This is a genomic window from Microbacterium testaceum, assembly GCF_029761935.1.
Taxonomy (GTDB): domain Bacteria; phylum Actinomycetota; class Actinomycetes; order Actinomycetales; family Microbacteriaceae; genus Microbacterium; species Microbacterium testaceum_A.
Map to the genome: position 1 here is coordinate 62,703 of NZ_CP121699.1, position 22,073 is coordinate 84,775.

Below are 22,073 nucleotides of genomic sequence, written 5' to 3' on the forward strand. Positions count from 1 at the left end.
CGGATCGGAGGAGACCCGCTCGCGACCCTATCGGGTGCCCCCGACATCGCCGGAGCCGGAGCCGGTGTCGGTGGTCGGACGTAGGCTGACGATCATGAGCATGGGGATGGGCGGGAGTATGTTCCGCGGCGTGGATGCCAAGGTGCAGCGCCGTCGCAACGCGCAGGCCCCGCGCGTGGCCCACCTCGGTCGCCGCGTCGTCGACCTGTTCCGGCCCTACCGCGGTCGCATCGTCTTCACCGCGCTCCTCGTCGTGGTGGGCGCGGCCGTCGCCGTCGTCCCGCCGCTGCTGGTGCAGCGGATCTTCGACGACGCGTTGTTCCCCGTCGACGGGTCGAGCCCCGACCTCTCACTGCTCGCCTTCCTGGTCAGCATCATGATCGGACTCTTCCTGGTCTCGGCAGCCCTCAACGTGGGCCAGACCTGGCTCACCGCCACGGTCGGCAACCGGGTCACCGGAGATCTGCGCACGCGCCTGTTCGATCACCTCCAAGACATGGAGCTCGGCTTCTTCACCCGCACCAAGACGGGCGTCATCCAGTCTCGTCTGCAGAACGACGTCGGCGGTGTCTCGGGCGTGCTGACGAACACGGTCACGAGCATCCTCGGAAACGCCGTGACGGTCATCGCGTCGCTGGTGGCGATGATCCTCATCGACTGGCGACTGACCCTGATCGCGGTCGCGCTCATGCCCTTCCTCCTCTTCGTGCAACGCCGCGTGGGCCAGGTGCGCGCGCGCATCGCGGGCGAGACGCAGGAGTCGCTGTCGGAGCTGTCGGCGATCACGCAAGAGACCCTGAGCGTCTCCGGCATCCTGCTGTCGAAGTCGTTCAACCGCCAACGCACGGAATCCGCCCGCTTCGACGCCGAGAACGACAATCAGGTCCGTCTGCAGGTGCGCCGGGCCATGAGCGGCCAGGGCTTCTTCGCCGTGGTTCAAGTGATCATGTCGAGTGTTCCCGCGGTCATCTACCTCGTCGCGGGGTACCTCATCGGAGGCGGCGCGGGAGCGATCACGGCCGGAACAATCGTGGCGTTCACCACCGTGCAGGCTCGGTTGCTCATGCCGTTGATGGGGCTCATGCGCGTCGCGCTCGACGTGCAGACCTCGTCGGCGTTGTTCGCCCGCATCTTCGAGTACCTCGACCTGCGTCCCGCGATCGTCGACGAGCCCGACGCGCGGCCCGTCTCGGCCGCTCCGGGACCGGTGGGGCGCATCGAGTTCCGTGACGTCGAGTTTCGCTACCCCGACGCCCCCGCGCAGGCGCGGCCCACCCTCGACGGTGTCTCGTTTACGGTGGAGCCCGGCCAGCACGTCGCGTTCGTCGGCCCGTCGGGCGCGGGCAAGACGACGATCCTCTACCTGACCCCGCGCATGTACGAGGCGACCGGGGGAGCGGTGATGTTCTCGGGCGCCGACGTGCGCACCCTCGACCGGGCCTCGATCATCGACGAGATCGGCATCGTCTCGCAAGAGACCTACCTGTTCCACGCGACCGTGCGCGAGAACCTGCGCTACGCCCGCCCCGACGCCACCGACGCCGAGATCGAGGCCGCGTGCCGCGCGGCGAACATCCACCACGTCATCGCCTCGTTCGAGGCGGGCTACGACACCATCGTGGGCGAGCGCGGTTACCGCCTGTCGGGCGGAGAGAAGCAACGCATCGCGATCGCGCGCGTGCTGCTGAAGGACCCGCCGGTCCTCCTGCTCGACGAGGCCACGAGCGCTCTCGACACGGTGTCGGAGCGCATCGTGCAAGAGGCCCTCGAGACGGCCTCGCACGGACGCACGACCCTGTCGATCGCGCACCGCCTGTCGACGGTCATCGGCGCCGACCGGATCCACGTGGTGGATGCCGGCCGCATCGTCGAATCGGGAACGCACAGCGAGCTGCTGGCCCAGGGCGGCCTGTACGCGAGCCTCGCGGCCGAACAGCTCGCGGCGTCGTTCGTCCTCGCCGAGGAGCAGCTCGACGAAGCGGGCCTCGCCCGTGCCGCCCTTCCCGCGCGACGCGCCGACGAGGCACCCGCCTGAGGCGCCCGCCATCAGGCCGGGCTGTCGCGGGTCCGCCGCGTGCACAACAGCGGAGCTTTCGGACGGCGCGCCGGGTAACGGCATCCGCCATCGGCGTGTCGGGCGGGGGCTCCGCGGTTGGGCCGGGGCGGGCGTCAGCCGGGCAGGGTCTCGACGAACGCCTCGAGCGCGACGCGGTACGCGGGGTCGGGGTGCGACTGGGCGATGCGTTCGAGCGGCGGCACGTCCAGGGTGCGGATCAGCGCCCCGCGTTCCCGCACGGCCGCGTCGGCTCCGGCGGCCCGCAGGACGGCGATGCCCTCACCGAGCGCGTCGAGGTAATCGCGCAGGATGTCGAGTTCGCTGAGTCGCTGGGTGATCGACCCGCCCTCGCGGCGCTGGCGCCAGTCGACCACGACGTCGGGGATGACGTCGAAGGCCCTCGCCAGCGTGTACATGCGCTGCGTGAGCACCTGGTCCTCGTAGTAACGCCCCTCGGGGAACCGCAGGTCGTGCTCGCGCCAGAAGGCGGTGCGGCTCATCTTCGACCACGCCACGATGTTGCCCGAGGCGGCGGGGTGCTCCGCGAGCGTCGTGCGCTCACGGGCGGGATCGGTGGATGCCGACACCCAGGGCTGCACCTCTCCGGCGATGTAGGCGGGGGTGTCGGCATCCGGTCGCAGACGTACGTAGGCGCCCACCGCGAAGTCACTGCCGGTGCGGTCGAGCGTGTCGGCCAGGCGCGAGAGGGCGTGGGGGCGCATCACGTCGTCGGCGTCGAGGAACGCGGTGTACGGGGTGTCGACCCGTGCGAGGCCGGTGTTACGGGCGGCTCCGAGCCCCCGCTGTGAGGTGTGCCGCTCGAGGCGGAACCGGGGGTCGGCGGAGGCGGCGTCGGCGAAGATGCGCGCCGTGTCATCGTTAGAGGCGTCGTCGACGAGGATCGCGCTCCAGTGCGGGTGCGTCTGCGCCCGCAGGGAGTCGAGGGCTTCCTCGGCGAAGGCGGCGACGTCGAACCCGGGGACGATGACGGTGACGGGGGTGGAACTCACCCGCGCGATCCTACGGCGGTGACGGCGGCGGCGACGGCATCTGCCACGTCGTCGAGAGATGCGATGAGACCGTGCGGGAGCGTGAACCGCACGGCGGTGCGGGCGTCGTCGTGCGCGACGCCGATCGCGAGCAGCACGTGCGACGCTTCGTCGCTGCCGGCCGCGCACGCGGATCCGCTGGAGGACACGATGCCGCGCCGCTCCAGCTCGAGCAGCACGGTCTCGCCGTTGGTGCCGGGGAAGACGAAGCTCGCCGTCCCGGGGAGGCGATGCGTCGGGTGACCGGTCAGACGCGCGCCGGGAACGAGGTCGAGCACGCGGGCGATGAACGCGTCGCGCAGGGCGCCGACCCGGTCGACCTCGTCGGCCCTCTCGGTCTCGGCGAGGGTGAGGGCGGTGGCGATCCCCACGGCTCCGGCGACGTCGGGAGTGCCCGAGCGACGGCCGCGTTCCTGCCCGCCGCCGTGCAGCAGCGGCTCGAACGGCAGGCGTCCGCGCACGGCCAGGATTCCCGTGCCCTTGGGGGCGCCGAGCTTGTGTCCGGCGATGGTGACGGCATCCGCCCCCGTCCCCGACAGCGGCAGCCACCCCGCGGCCTGCACGGCGTCGAGGTGCAGGGGCACCCCGCGGGCGTGCGCGACGGCGGCGAGCGCGGTGACGTCTTGCACCGTGCCGATCTCGTTGTTGGCGTAGCCCACCGACACGAGGGCCGTGCCGTCGCGCAGCTCCGCGGCGAGCGCCTCGGGGGTCAGGGTTCCGGTGTCGTCGACGGGGGCGTGGGTGACCTCGACACCATGCAGCCGCTGCAGGTAGTCGGCCGAGGCGAGCACCGACTCGTGCTCGATGGCGGTGGTGACGAGGTGCCGCCGCTGCGACCCCAGGACGATCCCCTTGATCGCGGCGTTGTTCGATTCGGTGCCGCCCGAGGTGAACAGCACGTCTCCGGGGCGCATGCCCAGCACGGCGGCGACGCGACGGCGGGCGTCGTCGAGGGCGGATGCCGCGGCCTCACCCACCTCGTGATGGCTCGACGGGTTGCCGAAGTAGCGGGTGAGGTACGGGGTCATGGCCTCGAGCACCTCGGGGCGCACGGGAGCGGTGGCGGCGTTGTCGAGGTAGAGGCTCACGCCGTCTCGATGCGGATGTCGAGCCCGAGGTCGAGGGCGGATGCCGAGTGGGTGAGGGCTCCGACCGAGATGACGTCGACGCCGGTCTCGGCGATCGCGCGGACGGTCTCGAGCGTCACGCCTCCGGACGCCTCGACCTGTGCGGCTCCGGCGATGCGGGCGACGCCGGTGCGCAGGTCGTCGAGTGAGAAGTTGTCGAGCATGATCGTGCCGACCCCGGCCGCGAGCACCGCGTCGATCTGGTCGAGTCGGTCGACCTCGACTTCGACGTGCGTGGTGTGGGGGAGACGCGCGATCGCACTCTCGAGTGCCTGGGTCACCGACAGACCCTGAGCGGTCAGCACAGCGAGGTGGTTGTCTTTGGCCATCACGGCATCCGAGAGCGAGAACCGGTGGTTGTGTCCGCCGCCGTCGCGCACGGCCTGCCGCTCGATCGCGCGAAGCCCGGGCGTGGTCTTGCGTGTGTCGACGATGCGCGCGCCGGTGTGGGCGACCTCGGCGACATAGCGGGCGGTGAGGGTGGCGATGCCCGACATGCGCTGCACGAAGTTGAGCCCGATGCGCTCGGCGGTCAGCACCGCGCGCGCAGGGCCCGTGACCACGGCGAGCGTGTCACCGGGGGAGAAGCGCCCGGCGTCGGCGACGAGCTGCTCGACGGAGGTCGAGGGGTCGGTGAGGGTGAAGGCGGCGGCGAACACCGCGGCCCCGCTGAAGACTCCTTCGACCCGAGCGACGAGTTCCGCGCGGGCGACGGCGTTCTCGGGGATGAGGGTCTCGCTCGTGAGGTCGCCCCACGGGGCGTCTTCTTCGAGGGCGGCGGTGACGACGCGGTCGATGGCGGAACGGGTCAGCATGCGAGCACCTTCGAGGGGGAGGAGGGGGCGGATGCCGCGGCGGCGGGCACGCGGGCGGGTGAGGCGTCGCGCGGGTCGGCGTCGGTCGCGGGGGCAGCGACCGCAACGACGGCGGCGGGGACGTCAGTGTCGGCGCCGGCCGCCGCGGCAGCGACCGAACCGATCTCGGCGTCGGAGCGGAAGTGCGCGCCGACGGATGCCGTGCGCCGCAGCGCCGCGTCGACCACGTGCGATGCGACGAGCAGCAGGTTCGCGTCTTCGACACCGAGAGCTGCGCCGGCTGTGCGCCACGCGGCGAGGATCCCGGCGGCCCGGGTGAGACCCGCGGCGTCGCGCATGAGCCCCGCGTCGGTCCACATCAGCTGCTGGAGCGCTGCACGTGTGAAGGGCGGGGCAGCGGCATCCGGGACTTCCCGAAGGGGGACGGGCGCGACGGCGGCGACGGGCCAGACCGTGTCGCGGCCCACGGCCTCTCCTGCGCGTGCGCCGAACACCGCGCCCTCGAGCAGGGAGTTCGAGGCCAGGCGGTTGGCGCCGTGCACGCCCGTGCGGGCGGTCTCGCCGACCGCGTAGAGCCCGGGAACCGTCGTGCGTCCGTCGAGGTCGGTCACGACCCCGCCCATCAGGTAGTGCGCCGCGGGGGTCACCGGGATCGGCTCGCGACCCCAGTCGAGACCGCGCTCGCGCACGGCGGCGTCGATCGTGGGGAAGCGCTGCGCAAGGTGCTCGTCGCCGATGGCAGTGGCATTGAGCCGCACCGGGCGATCGCCCTGCGCCGCCATCGCGCGCGCGTTGGCGCGGGCCACGACGTCGCGCGGGGCGAGCTCGCCATCGGGGTGGGCGTCGAACGCGAAGCGGCGGCCGGTGTCGTCGACGAGGGTCGCGCCCTCTCCGCGCACGGCTTCCGACACGAGGAACGGTGCGCCCACGGCGAGCGCGGTCGGGTGGAACTGCACGAACTCGAGGTCGGCCACGGCGGCGCCGGCGCGGATCGCCGCGGCGATGCCGTCGCCCGTCGCCCCGAGCGGGTTGGTGGTGTGGGCGTAGAGCTGCCCGGCGCCGCCGGTGGCGAGGATCACCGCGTCGGCGGTGAGGCGCTCGCCGCCGTCGAGCTCGATGCCGACGACGCGTCCGTTCGCGATCAGCAGGTCGCGCAGCAGCGCGTGCTCGCGCAGCTCGATGCCCGCGGCCCGGACGGCGTCGCCGAGAGCGGCCTGGATCGCCGCTCCCGTCGCGTCTCCGCCGGCGTGGAGCACGCGCGCGACGGCGTGGGCTGCCTCCAGCCCACGCGAGAAGTCGCCGTCGGCGGCGCGATCGAAGTCCACGCCCCGCGCGACGAGCTCGGCGATGCGGGTCGGGCCCTCGCCGACGAGGACGTCCACGGCATCCGGATCGTTCAGACCCGCGCCGGCCGTGAGCGTGTCGGCGGCGTGCGAGGCCACGGTGTCGGCGGGGGAGGTGACCGCCGCGATCCCGCCCTGCGCCCACCGCGTGTTGGTGTCGGGCAGGGCGCCCTTCGTCACGACCGTGACACGGCATCCGGACTCGGCTGCGTGCAGCGCCGCCGTGAGACCGGCGATGCCGCTGCCCACCACGACGACGGTGGTCACTTCACCGCGCCGTTCGGCTTGGCGGCGAGCATGCGCTCGAGCGCGACGGTCGCGGGCTCGGCGACGTCGGCCGGGACCGTGATGCGGTTGACGACCTCGCCCGCGACGAGCGACTCGAGCACCCAGGCGAGGTAGCCGGGGTGGATCCGGTACATCGTCGAGCAGGGGCAGACCACGGGGTCGAGGCAGAAGATCTCGTGTTGCGGGTACTGGGCGGCCAGGCGCTGCACGAGGTTGATCTCGGTGCCGATCGCGAAGGTCGTGGGCGCGGTCGCGGCGGCGATGGCCTTGCGGATGATGTCGGTCGAGCCCGCTTCGTCGGCGGCGTCGACCACGTCCATCGGACACTCGGGGTGCACGATCACGCGCACGCCCGGGTGTTCGGCGCGGGCCTTGTCGATCTGGTCGACGGTGAAGCGGCGGTGCACCGAGCAGAAGCCGTGCCAGAGGATGACGCGGCTGTCTTCGATCACCTCGGCCGTCGAGCCGCCGAGAGGCTTGCGCGGGTTCCACATCGGCATCTGCTCGAGGGGTACACCCATGGCCTTGGCAGTGTTGCGGCCCAGGTGCTGGTCGGGGAAGAACAGCACGCGTCGGCCGCGCGCGAACGCCCACTCGAGCACGGTGCGCGCGTTCGACGAGGTGCAGACGATTCCGCCGTGACGCCCGACGAAGCCCTTGATGGCGGCGGAGGAGTTCATGTACGTCACCGGGATCACGGGGACCAGGCCCTCGGCATCCGGGGTCTCGAGGTCTCCGAGCACGTCTTCGAGCTGCTCCCAGCACTCCTCGACCTGGTCGATGTCGGCCATGTCGGCCATCGAGCAGCCCGCGGCGAGGTTCGGCAGGATCACGGCCTGGTCGGGGCGCGACAGCAGGTCGGCGGTCTCGGCCATAAAGTGCACGCCGCAGAACACGATCGCCTCGGCCTCGGGGCGCTCCTTGGCAGCGTTCGCGAGCTGGAACGAATCGCCCACGTAGTCGGCGTGACGCACGACCTCTTCGCGCTGGTAGAAGTGCCCGAGCACCACGACCCGGTCGCCGAGCGTCGCCTTCGCCGCGCGGACGCGGGCGTCGAGCTCGTCGGCGGAGGCATCGCGGTACTTCTGCGGCAGCTCGCCCTGGCGCGGCGCCCCCGTGGGGATGACGTCGCCCATCGACGAGCCGGGGCCGTAGCCGGGGCGCGTGTCGAAGTCCCAGGGACCGACGGCGAGGTCGGTCGTGCAGGTCGCATCGGTCGAGGCGCCCGAGACGATCGCCTGGATCGCGTGGTCGACGCTGGGGTCGATCGCGGGGCGGGGCTGCAGGGTGAGAGGCGTGGCGGACATGGGCGTTTCCGATCAGTGACGGGACGGGAGCGGGCCGCGGTCGGCGAGCTCCACGTCGCGGTTGTAGCGGTAGAGGCGGGCGGGTCGGTGGCTTCCGGTGCGGAAGCGCTCGGTCGGGATGAGGGTGTCGGACGTGTCGACCTGACGCCGGAAGTTCGCCGGGTCGAGGCGCTTGCCAAGGATCGACTCGGTCACTTCGCGGAGGTCCGCCAGCGTGAACTCGTCGGGCAGCAGGCCGTGGGCGATGCGGCTGTAGCCGACCTTGTTGCGCAGGCGCCACAGCGTGTACTCGACGATGTCGTTGTGGTCGAAGGCGAGGGCCGGGAGGTCGGTCGCGTCGAACCACTCGACGTTCTCGGGGGCATCGCCCTCGCGGGCGTGCGCGGCCACCTGGGCGTCGACCTCGTCGGAGCGCAGCAGCGCCCAGTACACGATCGAGACCACCCGGGTGGGGGAGCGGTCGACCGCCCCGAACGCGTACAACTGCTCGAGGTAGCTGGGGGTGAGGCCGGTGGTTTCGGCGAGGGTTCGGGATGCCGCGGCGTCGAGCCCCTCGCTCGCGTCGAGCCAGCCGCCGGGCAGCGCCCACCGCCCGTCGAAGGGGTCGCGCGTGCGGCGCACCAGGGGGAGCGAGAGGACGGGGTCGTCGTCGGCGCCGCGGCGCACGCTGAAGATCACGGTCGACACCGCGACGCGCACATCGGCGTCGCGGGACTCGGACTGAGGGGTTCGTGTCATGGTGACCATATCTCCGGGATCGATCTTAGTGTCAACTCGACTCGAAGAGCGACCCGTCGGGTCCAGCCAGTGGGTTCGGGGCGCATTCCGTCGGTTGGGGCGGAGTTTTCACGCCCCGAGCGACGGGATCCGCCCCGAACCACGGGGGCGGGATGTTCTGCGGGTTGCGCCGCCGACCGCGCCGCGGATCCGCCGCGCCGCCGACCCGCCGCGCGTCGAAAGGGTTCTCCCAGACGGGCGTTCTAGCCTCGAAGCGAACACAGGAGGTCGGATGCCGGTCGTCGACATCGCCCTGATCGCCCTTCTGGCGGTCGCACTCGCCGTGGGGCTCTCCCGGGGCTTCCTCGCCACCATCGGCTTCTTCGCGGGCCTCGCGCTCGGGGCGGTCGCCGCCTACTGGGTGCTTCCGTTCGTGGGGCAGTGGGTCACCGACCTCGCGTGGCGAGGACCCGCCATGATCGGCGCGGGCATCGCCCTGCTCGTCATCGGCTCGGGTCTCGGCAGCGCCGTCGGCAACGTCTTCCGGCGCGGCGCCGACCGGATCAAGCTGCGCGTGCCCGAGCGCCTCCTCGGCGGGGTGGTGAACGTGGCCGCCGCCGCCCTCACGATCTCGTTCGTCGCCGGCTCCCTGACCCCGGTCGGGGTGCCCGTCGTCTCCGCCGCGCTCGGCTCCTCGACCGTGGTGCGCACGATCGACGACCTCACCCCAGCACCCGTGCGCGGAGCGCTCGCCGACCTGCGCGGAACGATCTTCGCCGACGGCATCCCGCGCCTGGGCGAGCTCATCCAGATCGGCCCGGTCCCCACGACCCCGAGCATCGCCCTCGACGACCCCGCACTGACTCAGGCGGCACAGTCGGTGGCGCGGATCTCGGGCACCGCCTACGCCTGCGGCATCACCTCGAGCGGGTCGGGCTTCGTCGTCGCGGACGGCCGCGTCGTCACCAACGCCCACGTCGTCGCGGGCGTGGACACCCCGCTCGTCGAGCTGCCGGGCCGTCCGGCGCGCGAGGGACGCGTGGTGTACTTCGACCCGGTCGACGACATCGCGGTGATCTCCGTGGATCAGTTGGATGCCGCCGCCCTGCCGATCGCGCAGACGCTGGCCGTCGGTTCCCCCGCCGTCGTGCAGGGGTACCCGGGTGGCGGCCCCTTCACCTCGGGGAGCGCGCAGATCCTGTCGGAGGGCACGGTTCCGGTGCCCGACATCTACGACGATTCCTCCGCCCCGCGTGACATCTACGCCCTGGCCGGGATCGTCCGGCCGGGCAACTCGGGCGGCCCGCTGCTGACGACGTCCGGTCAGGTGGCGGGGATCGTGTTCGCCCGATCCGACACCGACGACAACGTCGGCTACGCCATGACCCCCGCCGAACTCGAGCCCGTGATGGCCCAGATGGGGTCGTTGTCGGCACCCGTGGCATCCGGGAGCTGCACGCGGGGCTGACGGAGCCCGCCCGTCGGCGGCCGCGTCACGCGTCGAGGGCCGTCACCCGTGCGCGACGAGAGGTCACGCGGTCGCTGCGGCGGTGACGACCTCGCGGAGTTCATCCCGCCCGCTCACGCCGAGCTTGCGATAGACGGCGGCGAGATGGTTCTCGACCGTGCGGTGCGACAGGCCCAGGCTCTCCGCGATCTCGCGGTTGCGTGCGCGTGTGGCGGCGGCGCTGGCGACGGCCCACTCGCGCGCCGTGAGCAGGTCGGCGATGCCGGACCGCGCCGTCGGCGAGGGCGACAGGAGCGCACCGACGCGGGTGACGATGACGCGGGCGCGGCGGGCGGCGGTCGCCGCGTCGGGGTGGGCTCCGAGCGCCAGAGTCTGGCGGGCCGCGTCGTAAGCGGCGGCGAGGTATCCGGCAGTCTCGAGCCCCTGGGCTGCGGCGACGAGCGCGGTGGGATCACCCTGTTCGAGGGCCGCTCCGTACGCGACGAACAGGCGCACCGAGGCGCCGGCGTGGGCGGCCGGAAGCCGTCGCAGCACCGCAAGGACCGCGGACGGCTGCCCCATGCGGATGGCACTCAGGGCGGCGAGAGCGAGCCACCAGTCGTGGTGGCGTCCCTCGGCTGCTTCCACGGCGCGTTCGACCGGGGCGGCCGGTGACGGCGCACCCGCGCGGAAGGCGAGCCACGATTCGGCTTGCGCCGCCTCGAGGTCGGTGATGACCAGAGCCCGCATGCCCGGGGTGAGCCGGTCCAGGCATTCCTGCGCCTCCGCGGGACGCCCGAGCCACGCGGCGACCGTCGCGCGCGTGCTGACGGCCAGCCCCTCGAAGGCGAGGAGGTCTCTCCACGCCAGCTGGTGCGTCGCCTCGCGGGCGTGGAGGAGGGCGCTGTCGGCATCCCCCTGCATGAACGCACTCCACGAGGCGCCGAGCGTCCAGATGCCCACGGCCTCGCTCAAGCGGTGCGTCACGTGCTCGCGGAAGGCGTCGCGCGCGGCGGAGAGGTTGCCGTCCGCGCAATCGGCGATCGCCTCGGCGTAGTCGAACAGCTCTGCCGCGTGCCGGATGACGGCGAGGGCCGCCTGCGCGTGCGGGCGCCCGGCGGTGATTCCCGCGCGGGCGGCGCCCGTGTCGCCCGACAGACAGGCCGCCAGGACGGTCGACAGCATGGGGTCGAGAGACGCGACCGCCACCCCGGCGCCGTCGGTGCCCAGGCGGCCGCCGGTCGGGGCCTCACGGGGCAGGTCGCCGAGCATGATCTGCCACTTGGTCATGCTCGTGCGCAGGAACGCGGCGGCCTGGGGGTCGGTGATTCGATCGAGGGCGTCGCCCGTCACGCGGTAGGCCCGCGCGGGATCCTCCCGCCGAAGCGACCAGTACGAACCGGCGCGCGAGGCGGCCAGCGCCAGGGTGGAGTCATCGGGTGCGACGCGGACGGCGAGGTCCATCGCCCGGTCGGCTTCGTCGTGGCGTCCGAGCAGCCAGAGCGATTCTCCCCGCAGCACGACCGCGTCGGGCGGGACCGGTTCTCGCCGCTGCTTCGCGAGGGCGAGGGCGCGAGAGCTCAGGTCGACGGCGAGCGCGTGGGAGCCGAGGGCCGTGCAGGTCCGCGCGGCGGCAGCGAGCTCCTCCGTCGCGGGCGGGGTGTCGCCGGCGCTGGCGAGGGTGATGCGGGTGAGTCGACTGCGGGGATCGTCGTACCCGGTGAGTCGGGCGGACGCGTGCGCAGCGGTCTCGCGGCGGTGGGCGGGTGGCATCCCGTCCGAGATCACCTCGCCCACGAGCGGCGAGACGATGCGCACGCGATCGGGGGTGCCGACGGCGAGCCCTGCCTCGACCAGGGCGGCGACATCGGCTTCGGCGAGGACATCCCGGGGAAGCGACGTCGACACCGCCAGCAGTCCGAGCGCCTCCGCTCGAGCGCTTCCAGCGAGCTCGACCCACTCGGCGACGAGCTCGCGCAGACGGCTCGGAGGTGACGGCCGCCCCAGGTCCAGCCCGAGCGGGGTCTGCCGGGCGAGTCCCGAGCGCAGGGACTGCGCGACGAGGAGGCTGAGAAACAGCGGATGCGCGCCCACGCGGTCCAGGAACGCGACCAGGCTCGGCGGGGAGACCCGGCCTCCCGAGGCGAGGTCGATCACCGCGACGGCCTCGTCGTCGCTGAGCGGGGGCACCGCGATGCGCTCGAGAAGCCCCTCATCACCGAGGCGGCGGAGGGGCGCGGGGAGCGTCTGCCCGACGCGCGCCGTCAACACGACCCGAACCCCGTACGACCGGACGAGTTGATGCACCGCGGCCGCGGACACGTCGTCGAGCCACGCGGCGGCATCGATCATCAGAACCGTCGTCTTCGCCGTGCCCGCCAGTCGCGCCGTCACGCGCTGCAGGCGGCGAGAGGGATCGTCGTCGACTTCTCGAGTCGGGTCAAGCCGCAGCAGCGGAAGAAGAGTAGCGAGAGGGATGCCACGGAGTTCGGGCAGCGCGAAGGTGCGCACGACGTCGAACCCGCGCTCGCCGAGGCGATCGGCGAGGTGCTCGGAGAGATGGGTGGCGCCCGCGCCGGGCACGCCCTCGATGAGCCACGCGCGGCCCCGCCCGGCCTCGATGCGGTCGGCGAGGGCGGCGACCCGGTCGCCGTCGGGGGCACCCGGGCTCTTCACGTCGATCAGTATGCCGTGCGCGTGAGGCCCCTCGGCGCAGTCCTGTCCGATTCGCGTCGCCGGAGCCGTGCCCAGGTGGTGTCAGCATGAGTAGGTGGGTTCCACCTAGGGGTTGACAGTCCGCCGTCAGCGAACATGAGCACATGCTCTTGGGTGCCCTGCGTGATTCCGGTCGAGCCATCGCGTCGTCGTGGTGGAGGCTACTGGTGGTTCAGGCGATCTTCGCCGTCGCTTTGACCGTGGTCTTCTTCGCCCTCGGGGTTGCGCTCGCGGCCCAGGGCACCGCTCTGTACGACTGGGTGTCCGAGGCGCCGGCTACGGTCGAGCCTCGCATCGCCGCGGTCGGAGTGCTCGCTTCGGCGATCGTCGCCCTGGCGGGTTCCCCGCTCGTCCTCGTCACGATCGCAGCGCTCGCGCGCCTGGTCGACGCCTCGCTGGCGGGCCAGCGCCCGCGGATGTGGCGCTCGCTGCTGGCCGGGGTGCGGCTTGTCCCGCGTCTTCTCCTCGCCGCGGGGATCTCCGTCCTCGCCGTCGCCCTCGCTTTCATCTGCGCCCCCTTCGTGAGCGCGCTGGGCGTTCTCGCGCTCGCAGTCCTCGGCATCCGCTCCCTCATCCGCCGCCGAAGCGGACGACCGAATGTCACCCGCTGGCGCCTGTGGCTGGTGCTCGCTGTGCCCTTCGGGGTGCTGGGGCGCGTGCTCCCCACGGCGGTGCTGCTCGTGCCGGCCGCCGTGCTCGAACCGGCGTGGCCGCGCGCGGCCGTGATCGCCGCAGAGAAGGCAGCAGCCGGTCGTCGCCGGCAGGTTCTCGGGGCGTGGCTGCTCAGCGTGCTCGTCGCTCTCGCCGTCGTGACCGGGGCCGGTCTGCTCGGGCAGACGCTCGATGCCACTTCCGGCGCTCTGCTGTCGGGGATCGTGCCGCTACTGCTCGCTCCGCTGCCGCTGGTGGTGGCCGTCGCGCTCTACCGTCGTGCTGCGGGCCCGTCGGGGCGTGTCCTCCCCGTGGCATCGCCCGTAGTGCCCTCGACGACGCCGGTGCCCTCTCCGGTGATGGCGCGCGTGGCGACGGCCGTGGTGATGGCGCTGGTCCTGCCCCTGGGGACGGCGACCACGGGCTCCGCGGCGATCGCTCAGGATGCCGTCACCCCGGTCACCTCGTTCACGGTCACCTCGGCGGCGGACACGACGGATGCCACGGCCCTCGCGTCTCAGAAGGCCTCGTGTCTCGCGGGCAGCGGGGACTGCACCTTGCGCGCCGCGCTCGCCGCTGCGGCGGACGTCGCCGCGTCGGGGGCGCCGCGAGCGACCATCACGATCTCGGGTGCCCCGGTCATCACGCTGGCGGCTCCTCTGCGCTTCGAGCCCGACACGGTGACCACCGGCGGTGGATCCGGCGGCACCGGGGGAGAGGAACAGCCCGGAACGGGGGAGGACCACCCCACCCCGACGCCGGCCCCGTCCGAGACGACTCCTTCGGAGACCCCCGCTCCGGTGCAGACGGAGAGTCCGTCGGAGGGCGGTGACCCGTCGCCGGCGTCTTCGGAGACTCCTGCGCCCTCGCCCACGCCCGAGCCCTCGGCATCCGTTGCTCCCTCCGCGTCGTCCGCGGGCGAGCTCGGCGGTGCCGTGATGAAGCTCGCGTCGAACGTCGTCTCCTCGGCGCAGACCACCACCGAGGCGTCGTCCGGGGAGACCGGCTCGGAGACGGGCGGCGGGTCGAGCGGAGGAACTCCCTCGGCAATCACCAGCGGCACGCTCGAGATCATCGGCAACGGCGCCGTGATCGACGGTGGCGGAACGATGCGTCTGCTGTGGGCCGCGAGCGATCACTGGGCGCTCTCGATCAGCGACCTCACCCTGCGGGGCGGCTTCGACACGTACACCGGCGGAGCGCTCATCGCCGCGATGACGTCAACGACCCTCACGCGGACGGTCTTCCGCGGCAACCAGGGCGGCTTCAGCGCCGGTGCCGTCTTCGCGCGCGATTTGACCGTCGACTCGAGCAGCTTCCTCGACAACACCCTCTCGCTGGGTTCCGAGGGCTCGCGCGGCGCGGCGATCTACACCACGGGTGCGACGACCATCGTCAACTCCACGTTCGGCCGCAACAAGATCACCGACCAGTGGGACAAGACGCGCAACCAAGGCGCGGACGTGTGGGCCGACGCCGGCATGACGGTCGTCAACTCGACCTTCGTCGACTTCGACGGCGGATCGCTGGGCAGCCCGTCGACCAGCACCGACGGGGGCGCCGTTCCGACCTCGACGGTGCGCAACTCCCTGTTCAGCACGAACGCGATCGATACCCCGGCCCTCGCCTGCTCCGGTCGACTGTCGGGCGACCACAACGCGCACGCGCAGGGCGACGGCAGCTGCCCCGGCTCGCCGACCGTGAACCGCGGCCAGTCCTACTTCGGGGCCCTCGATGAGACCGGCGCCGTCCCCGTCTACCCCCTCGGCGGGGCACAGCTGAACGTGGTGGCCGGCACGGGAACCGACTGCCCGAGCCTCGACGCGCGCGGCGGCCACCGTCCGGCCCAGGGCTGCGACCTCGGAGCCGTGCAGTTCGACGGCTCCACTTCCCTGGCGGCCAGCGCGAGTACCGACACCGATGTGCGCGGCAGCGCGACCTTCCGGGCGACGGTCCGGGCGACCACCCCCGGAGCGGCGCAGGGCACTGTCACCTTCACCGTCGACGGCAAAACCTACGGCCCTGTTCGCCTCACCGAGGCCTCGATTCCGAACGGGATCATGGACACGGCCGTCGTGCAGGTGCCGGGGTTGCGCGGCGGCGCCTCGTACGATTACGCGGCGGTATTCACCGGCACAGCGCCTTACACCGACAGTGCGTCGATCACGCAGACCCTCACGATCGCGGGCGACGTCGTCGCCGTCTCTCTCGACTGTGCGGCGGAGACGCCCCGCGGGGTGTGTTCGGGAGCGGATTGGACGCTGGAGGATGCCGCTGCTCTCTCCGCCGTCGTGACCGTCGCCGACGATCAGCCGGGCACGGTGGTGCTGTCCTCAGACGCCACCGGCAAGACCGTGGTCGCCGGACCGGTGGCCGTGACCGACGGCACGGCATCATTCTCTTTGTCCGGCGCAACCCTCGGTGCCGGTCGGCACGTCCTCTGGGCGGTGTACACCCGCGACGATTCGTCCGGCGGCGGAGTCACGGCACGCTCGCAGACGCTCTTGATCCGTTCATCGGCCACCGTGACGCTGTCCTTCCCGGGCACGACAGCGCTGTACGGCGACCCCGTGCGCTCCGCGGCGACGGTGACGGTCACTGGATCGGGCCCCGTGCCGACGGGAACGGTCTTCGTGGGCGGTCAGTCCGCCACGCTCGACGCGCAGGGGCGGGCCGTCGTGAACGGCGCGAACATCCCGTGGGGCGTCGACTCCTTCACCGCTACCTACCTCGGCGACGAGGTCTACGGACGAGCCGCGTCCGAGGCGGTCCCGCTCCGGGTGACCGAGGCAGCGACGACCACCGCGTTCGATTCCGCGACTCCGTCGTCGGTGACGGCCGGTCTGCCGGTGACAGCGACCGTCTTCGTCGATGCCGTCGCTCCCAGCGCCGTCATCCCCCGGGGTGCTCTCACGCTTCTGTCCGACGGCGTCCCGGTGACCGGTGCGCGAATCGGCATCGACTCCGCCAACGGAACTCGAACGAGCTTCACCGTTGTCGTCCCCGGCGACGCGCTCGCCGCCGGGGACCACGTCCTGACCGCCGCCTTCGCGAGCGACAGCGGATTCTCGGCCTCCACCAGTGCCGCGCAGCCGGTCCGGGTCGTCGCGACCGCCACAGTCACGTCGCTGCAGGCCTCGGCGACCGCGGTGCGCTGGAACGATGCCGTGACCTTCACCGCGACGGTCACGGCCGCCGGTGACTCCCGAACCCCCTCGGGTTCGGTGCAGTTCGTGCGCGGGACGACGGTGCTCGCCTCCGTGGCTCTCGCCGCGTGTGCGAGCGGCCCGGGCTGCGCCACCTCGACCTTCGCCGCCCCGGCGGGATCGCTGGGCGTCGGCGGCGGGCCGGTCGTCGCGAGGTACGTCGGCTCGCCCGTCTTCGCGGCATCCACGTCCGACGAGGTCGCCCTCACGGTCGCTCGCGCCATTCCCACCCTGACCCTCGACGCCCCCGGGGCGATCGCCTACTCGGCGGATGCGACCGTCGACGTGAAGGTCGCTGCGGACGGCCTGCACCCCGAGGACGGCGTCGTGACCCTCCGCGCGGTCGCGGCCGACGGGACCTCGATTCCGCTCGGCACGCCGTCTCTCTCGAACGGTGCGGTCCGCCTGCAGGCCGGGACCACCCTGGTCCCCGGCACCTACACCGTGACTGCCGACTTCGCGGGGGACGAGCGCTTCGAACCCGCTTCGGCGACGCGCACGCTCGTCGTCAACGCCGCGTCGACGAGCACCTCCCTCGATAGCGACTCCCCGAGGACGGTGTCGTGGAACAGCGACCTCGGCGTCGGGGTCAGCGTGATGAACCGCTCCGGCGAGGCGCGGCCCGAGGGGCTCGTCATCGTCACCCTCTCGGGCATCGAGGTCGGCCGCACGACGGTGTCCGCGGCGGACGATACCGGCGTCGCGGGGGAGCGACACGTCGTCGTCCCCGCCCACTTCGGCGAGCAGATCCAGAGTCTGCGCTCCTCCGGCGCCCTCACCGCGCGTTTCGAGGCCACCGGTGCCTTCGCATCGTCGACGGCGACCGACGTCTGGAACGCCCCCGCGTCGCAGACGATCACCCTGACCGCGCTCGAGACGCGAGCCAGCGTGAAGACGACCGCAGAGCTCGGCGGTTTCGTCGAGGCTGTGGCATCCATCTCTGTACCGGGCGCCCCGGCGGGATTCGTGGCTCAGGGGGGCGTGCGCTTCACCCTTCGAGGACCCGACGGGCGCGACATCGGCAATGACAGCGCCAGTCTCGTCGGAGGTGTCGCCAAGCTGTCGTCGACGTGGCTCGGCAAGGTTCGCGCCACCAGTCGAGGGTCGTACACTGTGTCGGTCTCGTACCTCGGGCAGAACGGCGACGACCGGTACGTCGCGCCGCAGGGAGGGAACTACGCCTTCGACACCGTGCAGCTCTTCCCGGGCGCGGTCGCGTTCGGTCTGACGCCCCCGTCCTCCGTCTCAGTGGGATCGACGCTGTCGATCCCGGTGACGGTGACCGGCGTCGTTCAGCCGACGGGAACGGTCCGCATTCGCAGCGCCGACCATTTCGTCGATGACCTCGGATCGGACGCCACCCTCGTCAACGGCTCCGCGACGGCGACCTTCCCGCTGCCGCAGACGCTACTGCGCATGGATACCGACTACCGCTTCGTGGTCGATTACTCGGGCGACGCGGCCAACACGGAGGGCACCAGCCAGGAATTCACCGTCCGCGTCACCCGTATCCCCACGCGGGTGCTGCTGGCTCCCGGTGATCAGCGCCCCGGCGCGGACGCCGTGTTCGCCGACACGGTCACCTCGTACCAGGTGTCGGTAGACGCCGCCGGTGCGCAGCCGACCGGTCTCGTGCGGCTCTCGCGCAACGGCAAGCCTTTTGCGACCGGTGTCGTCGGTCCGACGGGCTCGGTGCGAGTGACCGCTCGAACATCCGGCATCCAGACCGGCACGGTCGAGGCGCAGTTCCTCCCCGGTGACGATCGCTTCGCGCCCAGCTCCGCGCAGATCGCGCAGGACTGGATCGCGGCTCCGGTCGTCGTGACGGTCGACCCCGGTCAGCCGCAGGCGGGTCGTCTGAACCCGGTGAAGGTCGCGGTTCGATACGCCCACGAGGCGAACCCCCTCCTCCTCGGCAGCGCCCTTCCCGCGCGCGCGCCTCAGGGTGCCGTCGTCATCGGCGACGGCCAGGGCGCGACCTGTACCGCGTACGTCGGTCCCACCGACGGCGACGCCGATCGTGCGGCATCCGGCTCATGCGACCTTCTCTTCGATGGCGGCGGCTATCGCATCGTGACCGCAACGTACGCGGGGGCTGACAACTACGCCGCGGGCACCGGCTCGGCTTTCGTCGAGTTCGGCCTGTCGGAGCCGACGGTCAGCCTGACCGTGGGGCAGAACGAGCGCTGGGGCGGCCTGACCACCGTTCCCGTGTCGTGGTCGGTGGCGGGCCCGCGTGCCGGGAGCGATCTCGGCACGGTCGAGATCCGCCGCGGTGACACCGTGGTGTGCACGGCGGCCGTCCTCAGCGGCACCTGTCAGGTCACCCTGCCGGCGTATCAGCGCACGAACGGCGACGCTCTCTTCACCCTCGACTACAGCGGGACGAAGGCCTGGAAGGCGACCACTGTCACCCGCCAGGGGCAGATCGTCGCGTGCGTCCCGTTTACGGCACCCACCGCCTCGCCCGCCGGTTCCGCGAGCGTCGAGCTCGTCACGGCCCCGGACTGCGGCGGCGGGACCGGGTACTTCGAGTCGACCCCGGTATTCGTCCGAGTCGCAGCGGGCGAGAAGTACGACGTCGACGATGTCACCGTCAACGGCGTCTCGATCGGTGCGACCGTCGGGCAGTTCGTGAACCCGCCCGTGTCGATCGCCGGACCGGATTCGCTCCGCCCCATGACGGTCACCGCGACAGCGAGCGCACGCTGCATTCCGGTCGTGCTGTCCGTCCAGAACTACGACGGGGCAGTCCTTCCCAGCGACGCGTTGCGGTACGACGTTCGCGGCAAGTGCGGCTACGACGTCAAGAGGACCGGCGATCGCATCGAGACGATGGCCGCGTGGGATTTCGATTTCACCGTCACCCTCGACCGCTCGAAGGTGCGCTCACGCGAGCAGTTCGTGGGATGGGGAGACGGCGCACAGCTCATCAGCGGCGGCGGCGTCCGCGCCGACTCGATCACGGTCAAGGTGACGCCTGACACGGCCTTCGTATCGGCTGCGGTGGAGCCGAAATGCTACGCGCTTCCCGAGATCGCCCAGCCGATCGGCGGCACCATCACCGTCGACACCCCGACGAACTGCTATGACCGGGTGACCGGTACGTCGGCGTACCGCTACGGGACGACCGTCGCGGGAACGCTGAAGGATACGGGGGCCGGCGCCAAGACCTACTTCGCCGCCTGGGCCGGCAGCACGGATCGATACTCGCCGATCTCGGAGAGCACCGCGCCTCTGGGGAGCCGCCGGTTCTCGTTCTCGATCGGCGACCGTCCCTTCACCATCGGTGCCACGTACGGCACCTGTGTGTCGCTCTCGACATCGATGGTGGGTGATCTGTACGACGACGGAAAGGTCGACATCCAAACGCCCGGTAACTGTCCCGCGGTGGGCGGCACCGCGTCCTCGCCCTGGTACATCTCCGGCACCGCGGTGACGATGGAGGCGACGGGCGGCTCCAGCGGACTGTCATTCCTCGGGTGGGCTGGTCTGCCCGTGAAGGGTTCGGCCAACGCGGTAGCGAAGGTGACCGCTGTTCTGACCCAGGACACCTCCGCCGTCGCGGCATACGGCAAGTGGCAGAACTGCAAGCGCATCGACCTGTCGTCGCAGCCGGCCGGTGCTCTCGACGTCAGCCTCGACTTCGGTCCGCAGGGCAACCCGTGCGACGTTGCCTACAAGGGGGTGAACGCTCGCTTCTACGATCAGGGCACCGAGGGCGGTCAGGAACTCACGTTCAACGCGACCCCGATCAGCGAGGCCGCAAAGGGCGCCACGATCGTCTGGGCGTCGAAGTCCAACACCTTCGCGGACGTGGGGAACGGGCCCGCGGCGAAGGAGGACCGCCCCGCGGTCAACCTGTGGCAGGAGGGTTCGTATCTCTCGCAGAAGTTCCATGGAGACTCGGCCGTCGTGGCGCGAGCGTGCGAGTTCGCCTCGATCTCGGCGCGGATTCTCTCGCCCTCGGGAGCGGTACTGCCCGACCTCTACGCGACCAACCAGGTCAAGGGCAGCCCGATCGAGGACTACATCTCTACCGCTCCGGCGGACTGCGGGGTCGGGGCGAACCCGAAGTACACCCGGGGTGGCTACGCCTGGCTCGCGGGGACCGACCTGCAGCTGCGGGCGGCCGTCGACCCTGAGGCGTTCAGCGTCGTCTCCTGGGAGGGGGATGCCGCGGGCACCGGCACCAGCCCCGACGCCCCCGTGGTGCTCTCCGGCGCCGGGCGAACGGCGGACGGTGACTACCTGCACAAGCGCGTGACCGCGACGTTCCAGGCCAAGTGCTACACGCTGTCGCTGCCGCACGACACGCAGCAGCTCACGGTCATGACACCGCCGAACTGTCCCGGCGAGGAGCAGACGCTGCCCTGGTTGGACGATTCGATGGGCCCTCTGGGGTTCACGGTCCCGCACCCCACGACGTATCGCTACCTCGGCGGCACGGACGTCGTGGTGAGCGCCAGCACGGGAGGCAACCCGCGATTCCGACACTGGAGTTCCGGCGCGGATTCCACGAGCAGCGAAGACGGGGAGTACGCCGGCGTCCACATGTCGAGCGACAAGACCCTCGTCGCCTACTACTCGTCGACGTCGACCTCCGAGAAGTTCAAGGATTTCGGCGACGGCTTCGTCATGACGATGTCGACGACAGCGAAGGTCATGACCGGCTTCGCCACCGCTGCGGCGGGCGCGTATGTTCGCTCCCTGACCAGCGTGGTGGGGATTGCGGGCGTCGCCTTGTCCGCCACCGCCGATGTGCTGACGGTGTTGAACGTGAGCGGAAAGGCCGTCGACGGAATCCGAGCCGCGGGACAGACCATCAACTCCGTGGTGGACATGTTGGCGGCTCCGTTCGATTGCCTGACCGCCTACTCCGCCGGGGGCGACGACACGATGTTGTTCGCCATGCAGAACTTCGTCGGCGGTGGCATCGCTCTCGGAGCCACGTACGGAACGCAGACGACGACGGCCTTCGCGAAGTCGACCAGCTTCACGAAGATGGTCAACTCGGTGGAGAGGGCTCTGATCGCGGCTGAACCCGCGATGACCGGCGCGTCGGCCACCGGATTGGCCATCAAGGCAACGGTCGCCGCCACGAACGCGAAGGCGAGAGCGGCCAAGGGCGGGCAGACGGCAGCTGGCGTGTGGACGGACAAGGCGGGTACCAACGCTTTCGCCGCGTGCATGCAGAAGAAGATGGCCGCGGGCCTCGACACCCTCGCCTACGCGGTCACCTTCGGCGACGACACCCCCTCGAGCGACGCGTCATGGCTGAAGGGCCTCGCCCCCACGGGGTGACACGCGGCGCGAGGCGATCCACCGGGCGAAGTCCTCCACAGGGGCTCT

10 protein-coding genes are annotated in these 22,073 nt (G+C 71.6%); 3 read left to right on the forward strand and 7 right to left on the reverse strand.

What is annotated here, in order from left to right:
• The first annotated feature begins 94 nt into the window (after positions 1-94).
• Positions 95-2,035, forward strand: a complete 1,941-nt coding sequence (locus tag QBE02_RS00315) for an ABC transporter ATP-binding protein (RefSeq protein ID WP_279366656.1) — start codon at positions 95-97, stop codon at positions 2,033-2,035.
• 134 nt (positions 2,036-2,169) lie between these two features.
• Here QBE02_RS00315 and QBE02_RS00320 read toward each other — a convergent pair whose 3' ends face one another.
• Genes QBE02_RS00320 through QBE02_RS00345 form a run of 6 tightly spaced genes read right to left on the reverse strand, consistent with a single transcriptional unit; the run spans position 2,170 to position 8,723 of the window.
• On the reverse strand, positions 2,170-3,066 hold the full coding sequence (locus QBE02_RS00320) for a glycosyltransferase family 2 protein (protein ID WP_279366657.1): 897 nt from the start codon (positions 3,064-3,066) through the stop codon (positions 2,170-2,172).
• Complete coding sequence (locus QBE02_RS00325) at positions 3,063-4,193, reverse strand: cysteine desulfurase family protein (protein ID WP_279366658.1); 1,131 nt, start codon at positions 4,191-4,193, stop codon at positions 3,063-3,065. The genes QBE02_RS00320 and QBE02_RS00325 overlap by 4 nt, the downstream gene beginning before the upstream one ends.
• On the reverse strand, positions 4,190-5,047 hold the full coding sequence (nadC, locus tag QBE02_RS00330; protein ID WP_279366659.1) for a carboxylating nicotinate-nucleotide diphosphorylase: 858 nt from the start codon (positions 5,045-5,047) through the stop codon (positions 4,190-4,192). The genes QBE02_RS00325 and nadC overlap by 4 nt, the downstream gene beginning before the upstream one ends.
• Positions 5,041-6,657, reverse strand: coding sequence for an L-aspartate oxidase (gene nadB, locus QBE02_RS00335; RefSeq protein WP_279366660.1), 1,617 nt, complete (start codon positions 6,655-6,657; stop codon positions 5,041-5,043). The genes nadC and nadB overlap by 7 nt, the downstream gene beginning before the upstream one ends.
• On the reverse strand, positions 6,654-7,985 hold the full coding sequence (gene nadA / locus QBE02_RS00340) for a quinolinate synthase NadA (RefSeq protein ID WP_279366661.1): 1,332 nt from the start codon (positions 7,983-7,985) through the stop codon (positions 6,654-6,656). The genes nadB and nadA overlap by 4 nt, the downstream gene beginning before the upstream one ends.
• 12 nt (positions 7,986-7,997) lie before the next feature.
• Positions 7,998-8,723 (reverse strand): NUDIX hydrolase, encoded by a 726-nt coding sequence (locus QBE02_RS00345; protein WP_279366662.1) that lies wholly within the window; start codon positions 8,721-8,723, stop codon positions 7,998-8,000.
• A gap of 271 nt (positions 8,724-8,994) precedes the next feature.
• Between QBE02_RS00345 and QBE02_RS00350 the strand changes: the two genes are divergently transcribed.
• Complete coding sequence (locus QBE02_RS00350; protein WP_279366663.1) at positions 8,995-10,170, forward strand: MarP family serine protease; 1,176 nt, start codon at positions 8,995-8,997, stop codon at positions 10,168-10,170.
• A 63-nt stretch (positions 10,171-10,233) separates the two neighbouring features.
• On the opposite strand, the gene QBE02_RS00355 is transcribed toward QBE02_RS00350, so the two are convergent.
• Entirely contained in the window at positions 10,234-12,825 is a 2,592-nt protein-coding gene (locus tag QBE02_RS00355; protein ID WP_279366664.1) for a LuxR family transcriptional regulator, read from the reverse strand.
• A 143-nt stretch (positions 12,826-12,968) separates the two neighbouring features.
• On the opposite strand from QBE02_RS00355, the gene QBE02_RS00360 reads away from it, so the two are divergent.
• Complete coding sequence (locus tag QBE02_RS00360; RefSeq protein WP_279366665.1) at positions 12,969-22,025, forward strand: Ig-like domain repeat protein; 9,057 nt, start codon at positions 12,969-12,971, stop codon at positions 22,023-22,025.
• The last annotated feature ends 48 nt before the right edge of the window (positions 22,026-22,073 follow it).